This is a genomic window from Candidatus Izemoplasma sp. (assembly GCF_982632705.1).
This window is the reverse complement of sequence record NZ_CEXEES010000057.1, coordinates 1-9,684: the sequence shown is the minus strand read 5'-3', so window position 1 is coordinate 9,684 and position 9,684 is coordinate 1. Positions and strand designations below refer to the sequence as shown.

Below are 9,684 nucleotides of genomic sequence, written 5' to 3'. Positions count from 1 at the left end.
ATCAAACTTATTCAGTAGCGTTACCACCTAAAACAGGTGTATTGCTTCAATTTGAAACAGATTCTGAAGATGATACATTTGATCTTGGTTATTTCAAGAGAGTATTATCAACAGATGAAACATATAGTGGTTTGATTGATATCTGTCAAATAGAAGATGAAGAAGACTGTATTTCTAGAGAATACTATAAGTTAGATGCCCAAGTATATAACTCTACAATTAGAGAAGTTAAAGACTTCTATGTTGAGAATTTTGGTGGAACGTATTACTATGAAGATTTCTTATTTATTAGTGATGGGATTGCCTTTAAAATTAGCGGGTTTGAAGAGGTTCAAGTAAACGGAGATAACGGAGAAATAATTACTGTGGTGAACATGGTTGTTGAGATTGATGAATAAGCAAGTCCTAGGACTTGTTTTTTTATGCTATTTTTAATACAATATATATGACGTTAATCCTAAAATATGGTTAGGAGTGAACAAGCCCCCGTAAATTCGGCTTACGCGATTTTACGGATGGAGGTCTGTTATGAAAAGAACAATGGAATTTAGTACAAAGAAAGTCATTTTCTATTTTCTAGGCTTTTTCATACTTGGTCTTGGTGTTATTTTGATGCTGAGGGCAAACTTAGGTGCTGGTCCATGGGATACAGTAACCGCTAATCTAGAAGCTTTAATAGATAAGTATTTGTTTGATGTTACACTTGGTATGGTGTCATTTGTCATTGCGTTTTTTATGATGGGTGCGGTATTATTTTATACGAAGAAATGGATTCTACTTGGGATGATTTTCCCAATAGGTCTAGTTGCACTGTCAATTGATTTTTGGGACCTAATAGGTCTTGGTACATGGGAACCACAAGTAATTGGGTTACGTATAATTATAAGTTTTGCAGGAGGAGTACTGATTCCTCTTGGATTAAGTTTTATAATTGCGTCACACTTTCCTGCTTTTGTGTTTGATGAATTAACGATCATGTTAATGAACATAACAAAAATTAAGAGTATGACTTTAATCCGTATCGGAATTGAAGCACTGGGTATTAGTTTAGGTACCTTGTTCGGATTTTTAGCGGGAATTGATTTTGGAGCTGTTGGTATTGCATCAATTATTGTTGTACTAATGTTACCTCCATTATTAGAGTTCTTCCTAAAACAGTTAGGGGAATTAAAAGATGAAGACACAAATTAGTGTTAAGAACACATTAATATACCTTCTTGGTATGTTAACAATCGCGTTCGGTGTATTATTTATGTTACGAAGCGATATAGGTAGTAGTAGTTGGGATAGTTTACATTTTGCATTACATAAACTACTTCCAATAACAATTGGAAATGCAATGATTATGGTTGCAGTATTCTTTACCATCTTGGTCGTATATTTTAATAGAAGTTTTAAATATCTAGTTATGTTAGTACCGATATTCTCAGTTGGGTACATATTTGATTTTATTGATTTGGTTATAATGGTAAATTTTAATGTATCAACTCTGTTCACACAGATTTTATCATTTACATTAGGATTATTGATGCTTCCACTTGGTGGTAGTTTACTAATCATATCAACGTATCCTGCAGGAGTGTTTGATGAATTCATGATTTCTATGATGAAAGTATTTAAGACAAACAAAATGGTTCTAATCCGTGTTATAATGGAGATGAGCGCTGTCACAGTTGCATTTTTAATTCAGTTATATGTTGGATTTGATGATGGACAGATAGGCTTAGGAACTTTAATATTCAGTTTAACTGTAGGTATGTCTGTAAAGTTGTATTTAAGACTATTTACAATGCTAAACATGTTTAACGATGAAACATTAAATTAAATAATAAAATAGTTGGCAATTATAAAAATGAAATTGCACATTAGGAGGAAATATATATGGCTACACCGCATATTGAAGCAAAGGAACACATTATCGCAAAGACTGTATTAATGCCTGGAGATCCATTAAGAGCAAAATTTATCGCAGATACATTTTTAGAAAATGTAGAGAAATTTAACAATGTTCGTAATATGTTTGGATACACAGGAACATACAAAGGTAAAAAAATTAGTGTCATGGGTAGTGGTATGGGAATGCCTAGTATTGGTATTTACTCATATGAACTATACAAATTCTACGATGTAGAGAACATTGTAAGAATAGGTAGTTGTGGAGCTTACACTGCAGACTTAAACTTATATGATGTATTGCTGGTTGATAAAGCTTGGAGTGAATCATCATATGCTCAAACACAATCTGGTTCTAACGAAATCGTTGAATACACATATCCAGATCTAGAATTAAACGAGAAAATTAAGAATGTTGCGAAAGACTTGAATATACCTGTTATTGAAACATGTATTCATAGTAGTGATGTTTTCTATAGAGAAGATTTCAAAGTATTTGAAAAAATCAGAGATGAAAAAGGAGCTATTGCTGTTGAAATGGAGTCATTTGCATTATTCCATAACGCAAAAGTAACTGGTAAGAAAGCGGCTTGTTTACTTACTGTATCTGATAACTTAGTAACGCAAGAAGAAACAAGTTCAGAAGAAAGACAAAATGCATTTACTAAAATGATGGAAGTTGCATTAGGATTAGCAGAATAAAAAAAGTGCGTTAAGCACTTTTTTCATAGAAGGTGGACATATGAAGTACAACAAAACGATCCAAAAGAACCTTACATTGAACCATATACAAACCAAACCATTCAAATCTACAAAGATTAGAGTGGCTTTTGTTGCTCCATTAGAGAGAGATACAGCGACTATAAGAGCTATATTACCCTACATCATGAGAGCGGCTTCTAAGAAGTATCCATCAAGAATTGATGTTTCTACCAAAGTAAATGATATGTATGCTGCTAGATTTAATGTGGGTGTCAGTAAAAAAGGTGAAACACACATGATTCTGTTTGAATTATCGATTATTGATGATCCGTATACATTGTTTGGTGAATCATTGTTTAAAGAAGGCTTAGATTTTCTTCATGAAATGATCTACAATCCTGTATTATCAGAAGAAATATACAACGAGGAATACAGATTAATGACAGAATACTATCAATCTATCTATGCCAATAAGATGAGATATGCCATTCAAACTCTTCAAGATACGATGTTTGAAAATGAACCGTATCGAATCAATGCATTAGGAGATTTAGAGACGTTAAATACACTGAAATTCGAAGATATTCGTATAAATTTTGAATCAATGATAAAAAATGACTTAATGAATATAACCGTAGTCGGTGATATAGATTTTGATTATGTTAACAAAGAGATATTGTCTTTGTTTGGTGTTAATGACATTTCATTCGAACCAGTATTAATCGAGAGAGTTACTAAAGATGTTGAGAAAATAAATGTAAAATCTATGATTCAAGACGTGGAACAGGCAAAACTTGTCCTTGGGTACCGTTTACCTGTATATTACAAGCAAGATTTATACTATGAGGCAATATTATTTGATATGTTGTTCGGTGGAAGTAGTGAATCATTATTGTTCAAAAAGATTCGTGAAGAACTTGGACTAGTATACTCTGTTCAAAGTAGTTACAATCCATATAAAGGTGTCTTTTTTATCTATTTGGGTATCAATAAAGAGGAATATGATCATGTTCTTGAGGAAATTGATTTGCTTCTAAAATCAATTGATTCAACAACTGAGTTAGAAGAATATTTGGATATTGCCAAAAAATCATACACAAACGGCTTAATTCAGAGCTATGACTCTATCAACGGTATTGCATATAAGTTAGAACATTCTTCTTTGTATGAACAAGAAATTGATATGGATAAAACATTAAACACAATCAAAGGCATTTCTTTAAATGATATTAAAGAAGTGGTACAGAAACTAACATTAGATACAATATGTTTCTTACATGGTGAAGATAATGAGTAGAATTGAGTATAGTGCAGTAAAAGAAACAATGACACATACAGTGTTAAAAAACGGTTTAAACGTTTATATAATGCCAAAAGAGGGGTTTCATAAGACATATGCAACTCTATCAACAAACTTTGGTTCTATTAATACTACTGTATCAAGTAAAGACGGTGTGAAATCAATTCCTCATGGAATTGCTCACTTCTTAGAACATAAACTATTTGAACAGAACAGTGAAGATGTATCTAAACAGTTTGCCTTGCAGCAAGCCAGTGTAAATGCATTTACTCAAACAGATAGAACCACATATTTATTTAGTTGTACTGATAAATTCGAGGATAATTTGGCTTTATTACTTAATTTTGTGTTTCATCCTCAGTTTACTGAAGAAGGTATTGAAAAAGAAAAAAGTATTATTGAACAGGAAATAAAAATGTATTTGGATAATCCAAATACAGTCGTATATATGAGTATGTTAAAGAATTTATTTAAAGATCATCCAATAACAAACGAGATTTTAGGTACTATTGAATCAATAAACACAATCAATCAAGATATTTTAGAGGAAACACACAAAGCGTATTATCATCCAAAAAATATGATGTTGTTTGTGACAGGAAACATTATTCCAGAAGATACGATAGCCTTTTTAGAGGAATCATGTGTCTCAGAATTTGGTGAGATGATACCTCAGTTACCTATTCAAAATGATGAAATGAAGATATTTAGGAAAAATGAATCTATTGAAAAAGATGTTTTGGTTCCTAATTATCTAATGGGTATCTTACTCCCAAGCATTTCAAAAGAAGATATTATGAAAACAGAACTTGCTATAAGTGTTTTAATGGATTTAGTTCTAGGTAGAAGCACAAAAGCCTTCAATGACTTGCTATCTGATGGTCTTGTGAATGATTCGTTTGGTATGGATATTAGCTGTAATGAAAGTTTTGGTTACTTTATGATCGGTAGTGAATCAACAAAACCAGAAGTATTAGAAGCGAGATTATCTGATATTCTACTAAATATAGATGTAGATTCAATACTTAAAGAAGATTTTATTAGAACTAAGAAGCAAACACTTGGATCTTACATTCATGCGTTGAATAGTTTGGAATTTATTGCAAACTCATTTACGAAGTATTATTATCAAAACAATAACTTATTCAATTTACTAGAAGTTAGTAGAGAATTATCTGTAAATGACTTAAAAGAAGTACAGAAGCTCTTTAAAGAAAAGAAACTATATAGTAGTTTTACATTGAATCCAAAAAAAAATGAGAAATAATCTCATTTTTTTTATAGGTTTATGTTTTTTAGAATCCATTTTCCAAGAATTCCATATGTTTGTTCACGGTCTATTTCATTAATAACTTCATGTCTAGCTCCGTTAACAACGGTATAGTGTACATTACTGTATCCAGCGTTTCTGTATAATGTAAATAACTTTTTAGAAGCTATTCCATAATCACCTAGTGCGTCGTATTCACCACTTATGAAGTAAATAGCAGTAGATGAAGCACTTTCAACAATTTTTTTCTTATTTTGAACTTCTAATATGAATTCAAATAAATCTCTTTGTGCTGCGACCGTAAACGGTGCACCACACATATTACAGTTTACCATATGATTTTGAATTTCACGGTCATGTGACACCCATTCTTTTTTATGATTGATCAAACCATTTTTCATCATTGATTTTACTGTGCCTTCAGTTGTAATTTTTGTGAATAAATTACTAACATATGTTGGCCCTTTCGTCTTAATTAAGACGTTGGCCATTAATTTAGCAGATTTTATTTTTGACCTGTTGAAATACCCAGTTCCTGAGAATATGGCTTGATCATAACGTTTATGATCGTATAATATTGCATATCTTCCAATAAATGATCCCAAAGAATGGGCAAACATTATTACAGGTAATCCTGGATAGTTTTCCTCGATGTAGTCTCTTACGACTTGAACCCCTCCATATACTTTGTGGAATCCCATTGTATCAGCAAAATGAACATATTCATGAGTATCTGTCGACATCCCATGACCTAAGTGATCATTCCCTATTACAACAAGTCCAATAGAGTTCAAATATTCTGCGAATTCTTTGTATCTAGATATATGTTCACTTTTCCCATGAACAATTTGTACAACACCAATAGCTTTTTTTCTACCAGTAGTCCAAAGTAGTGTATGTAGTTCGTTATCATAAGGGTCTAATATATTTAAAGTCTTTTCCATAATATCCCTCCTATTAAAGTTAATTATAACATAAAAGGTCAAATTTGTATTTATAAAATTGTCATAATTTGGTAAAATGGTTTAGAGGTGGTTATATGAAGCAATACATATTGTCAATCGATCAAGGAACATCATCTTCAAGAAGCGTACTTTTTGATTTATTTGGTAACATAGTCAGTAGTAGTCAAAAAGAAATTGAGATGATATATCAAAAAGATGGGTATGTTGAACAAGATGCATACGATATTTGGACAAGTGTTTTAAGTACTATGGCAGAATGCTTGTTGAATGCGAATGTGGATCCTGAAGAAATACTTAGTATTGGTATTACAAACCAACGTGAAACAACAGTCCTTTGGGATAGAAAAACTGGGCTTCCAGTGTATAAAGCGATTGTCTGGCAAAGTAATCAATCAAGTGAAGTTTGTGAGCTATTAGAGGCTCAAAACTTAAACAGTTTGATACGTTCTAAGACAGGTTTATTGATTGACCCATATTTTTCAGCATCAAAAATAAAATGGGTAATAGATAATATTAAAGGCGTTTCGAAACTTCAAGATTCGGGTGACTTAATGTTTGGTACTGTTGATAGTTGGTTATTGTACAAATTGACAGGAAACAAAGAACATAAAACAGATTATTCTAATGCATCACGTACTCTTTTATTCAATATACATGAAAAAAAATGGGATGATGAATTATGTAGTATTTTTAATGTGAACAAGAACATTCTTCCTGAAGTATGTTCTAGTGATTCATTATTTGGATATACATCAGAAACGACATTCTTTGGAGCATCCGTTCCAATTACTGGAATATTAGGAGATCAACAAGCTGCATTATTTGGGCAACGTTGTTTTGATGTAGGAGATATGAAGAATACATATGGGACTGGTTGTTTTATGTTAATGAATACAGGAAAAAAACCTTATGTAAGCAAAAATGGGTTGTTAACAACCATTGGATATAGTATCAATAATGAAATCACATATGCATTAGAAGGTAGTGTATTTGTTGCTGGTAGTGCAATTCAGTGGCTTAGAGACGGTTTAAAATTCTTTAACAAGGCAAGCGAATCTGAAGAAAGTGCTTTGCAAGTAGAAGATAACGGAGGTGTTGTTGTTGTTCCAACCTTTGTAGGACTTGGGAGTCCGTACTGGGATAGTTCGGTTAAAGGAGCTATGTTTGGTTTAACAAGAGCAACAACCAAACATCATATAGCTAGAGCAACACTAGAATCTTTAGCATATCAAACCAAAGATATCATCAACTCTATGAATGAAGATAGTAATATATACCCAAAATCATTAAAAGTGGATGGAGGGGCATCTAACAACGATTTATTAATGCAATTCCAATCAGATATATTGGATATAGAAATCAAAAGACCAGAAGTGTTTGAATCAACTGCACTTGGAGCAATGTACATGAGTGCTATAGGAATTAAACATTATTCTTTGAAAGATATCAATTTATTAAAAACAAAGTTTACGATTTTTTATCCAACAATGAGTATTGATAAGAGAACGAACCTATATGACCGTTGGAACAAAGCGATAAACGCAGTTCAAACGTTTAAATAAGTAACCGGTATTATCTTATGTATTATTTTTGTAAAATAGAAGGTTTTCTTGTATAATAGAGCAAGGTGATGTCGATGAAAGAAAACTTACAAGAATTTCAAGTAAAGAAACAAGCAGCAGAAAAAAAAGTTAAGATTGGTGCTCCAATAGCAATACTAGGTGGTGTACTAGCATTTCTATTATCAAGTGTTATGTTTATTGGTATTATAATCGCAATTGGTGGTTTGATATACGCAGCAATCGGTGGTAGTGAATTTAGTAAACTATCTCATCAGTTCAAAAAGCAAGTGTTAGTAGACTTAGTAGCAAGTTTTGTAGATGATGGACGTTTTGATCCAGACTCTGGTTTAAACATTGGTAAAGTGTACGCAACTGAATTTGTTAGACATGCTGATAGATGGCATACTGAAGATTACTTATCAGGTTCTATGTCAGGTGTCCAATTTGAATCAAGTGATGTTAAATTAGAAGAAAGACATGTTGAACACACTAAAAATGGGACAAGAACGTATTATGAAACGTATTTCCTTGGTCGTATATTCGTATTTGATTTCAATAAATCATTTGATGGATACTTACAAGTTCTAGAACATGGAAGACCAACAGTAAAACGTGGATATAATAAAGTTAAGTTGGAAAGTGTTCAGTTTAATAAGAAGTTTAAAACATATGCAACAAGTGATCATTCAGCATTTTATGTTTTAACACCACACTTTATGGAAGCATTAATGGATTTTGAAAAGAACAATAAAGGATCGATCAAATTTAGTTTCATCGATAATTTACTTTATATCGGAATCCACAACAATAGAGATACATTCGAATTAAGAATGTTTAGACCCTTAGATGAGGAAACATTCAAAGAATTTGAAAGAGATTTATTGGTTATTAAAGAAGTAATAGACGAATTAAGATTAAATAATAGGATATTTAAATAAGAGGAGAGTAATAAAATGGGAGATTTAGGAATTGTATTAATAGTAGTAGGAGTATTAGTAGTAATACCATTATTCTGGTACATCGGAACAATGAACAGCTTAAAACAATTAGAAGTTAAAGTTGAAGAAGCTGAATCTGGTATTGATGTAGCATTAACAAAACGTTTTGATGTTTTAACTAAATTAGTAGCAACTACAAAAGGATATGCGAAACACGAAGCTGAAACTTTTGAAAATGTAACTAAATGGCGTCAAGGATTACCAAAATCATTATCGTTACAAGAAAAACAAGAATTCATGGGTAAAATGGATGCAGTACAAGCAGGAATTAATGTTGCTGTTGAAGCATATCCGGAATTAAAAGCTGAAAAAATGTTTGGAAACTTACAAAATTCAATTTCTGATGTAGAAGAGCATTTACAAGCAGCTAGAAGATTATATAACTCAAATGTATCGACAATTAATTCAAAAATCGTTACATTCCCAACAAGCATTGTTGCAAATATGGCAAATGTTTCTAAGAAAGAATTCTTCGAAGCAGAACAAGCTAAAATGCAAGATGTAGAAATGACATTCTAAAAAAGACCAAATTGGTCTTTTTTTTTACATTTATTTGATTTCTTGAAACAATTGGTTTTATCAATATGTATAATGAACCACATCAACACCAATTCATTACAAAAATATATAAACGACTATTGAGAAAGTTCTAACATCTTTATTTCCGCTATGTTACTTTGTTTAAAAGATGTTCTATAATCATTTCAAAGGAGTGATTTTATGTTAAATCAAGTAATACTAGTAGGGAGATTGGTCTATGATCCTGAATTAAGAACATTAGACGACGGAAGAAACGTTACAACAATCACAATGGCGATTCAAAGAGGGTTTAAAAACGCTGAAAGTGGGGAGTATGAAACTGATTTCCTTAAGTGTACATTATGGAGTGGAATTGCAGAAAACACTGTCGAATACTGTAAAAAAGGCTCTACTGTAGGTGTCAAAGCAAGACTATCTCAAAAGTTTCATGAATGTAGCGAAGAGAAGAGTTTTA

Annotated in this window: 11 protein-coding genes; 10 read left to right on the top strand and 1 reads right to left on the bottom strand. The window is 31.7% G+C overall.

Going from position 1 to position 9,684, the window contains the following annotated elements:
• The 6 genes from AC2LE6_RS07310 to yfmH all read left to right on the top strand — a co-directional run.
• Nucleotides 1–398, top strand: a 398-nt coding sequence (locus AC2LE6_RS07310; protein WP_484478612.1) for a hypothetical protein, incomplete at its 5' end; no start/stop codon positions are given.
• 130 nt (nt 399–528) lie between these two features.
• Nucleotides 529–1,191 (top strand): YczE/YyaS/YitT family protein, encoded by a 663-nt coding sequence (locus AC2LE6_RS07305; RefSeq protein ID WP_484478611.1) that lies wholly within the window; start codon nt 529–531, stop codon nt 1,189–1,191.
• Nucleotides 1,175–1,825, top strand: a complete 651-nt coding sequence (locus tag AC2LE6_RS07300; protein ID WP_484478610.1) for a YczE/YyaS/YitT family protein — start codon at nt 1,175–1,177, stop codon at nt 1,823–1,825. Before AC2LE6_RS07305 ends, AC2LE6_RS07300 begins: the two co-directional genes overlap by 17 nt.
• A gap of 56 nt (nt 1,826–1,881) precedes the next feature.
• Nucleotides 1,882–2,595: a purine-nucleoside phosphorylase gene (gene deoD / locus AC2LE6_RS07295; protein WP_484478609.1), complete on the top strand. Its 714-nt coding sequence runs from the start codon at nt 1,882–1,884 to the stop codon at nt 2,593–2,595.
• A gap of 40 nt (nt 2,596–2,635) precedes the next feature.
• Nucleotides 2,636–3,892 carry an EF-P 5-aminopentanol modification-associated protein YfmF gene (yfmF, locus tag AC2LE6_RS07290; RefSeq protein WP_484478608.1) on the top strand — a complete coding sequence of 419 codons (1,257 nt, stop codon included), beginning with the start codon at nt 2,636–2,638 and terminating at the stop codon, nt 3,890–3,892.
• Nucleotides 3,885–5,162 (top strand): EF-P 5-aminopentanol modification-associated protein YfmH, encoded by a 1,278-nt coding sequence (gene yfmH / locus AC2LE6_RS07285; protein ID WP_484478607.1) that lies wholly within the window; start codon nt 3,885–3,887, stop codon nt 5,160–5,162. The genes yfmF and yfmH overlap by 8 nt, the downstream gene beginning before the upstream one ends.
• Nucleotides 5,163–5,173: 11 nt before the next feature.
• Here the strand turns inward: yfmH and AC2LE6_RS07280 are convergent, their stop codons facing one another.
• The gene (locus AC2LE6_RS07280; protein ID WP_484478606.1) at nt 5,174–6,109 is read right to left on the bottom strand and encodes a serine aminopeptidase domain-containing protein; all 936 of its coding nucleotides are present in this window, start codon (nt 6,107–6,109) and stop codon (nt 5,174–5,176) included.
• Nucleotides 6,110–6,204: 95 nt separating this feature from the next.
• Between AC2LE6_RS07280 and glpK the strand changes: the two genes are divergently transcribed.
• The 4 genes from glpK to AC2LE6_RS07260 form a co-directional block, all read left to right on the top strand.
• Entirely contained in the window at nt 6,205–7,692 is a 1,488-nt protein-coding gene (gene glpK / locus AC2LE6_RS07275) for a glycerol kinase GlpK (protein WP_484478605.1), read from the top strand.
• A 74-nt stretch (nt 7,693–7,766) separates the two neighbouring features.
• Nucleotides 7,767–8,630, top strand: coding sequence for a DUF3137 domain-containing protein (locus AC2LE6_RS07270; protein WP_484478604.1), 864 nt, complete (start codon nt 7,767–7,769; stop codon nt 8,628–8,630).
• A 15-nt stretch (nt 8,631–8,645) separates the two neighbouring features.
• Nucleotides 8,646–9,209 (top strand): LemA family protein, encoded by a 564-nt coding sequence (locus tag AC2LE6_RS07265; protein ID WP_484478603.1) that lies wholly within the window; start codon nt 8,646–8,648, stop codon nt 9,207–9,209.
• A 201-nt stretch (nt 9,210–9,410) separates the two neighbouring features.
• Nucleotides 9,411–9,684 (top strand): single-stranded DNA-binding protein (locus tag AC2LE6_RS07260; RefSeq protein ID WP_484478602.1); only part of this gene is annotated, 274 nt, incomplete at its 3' end.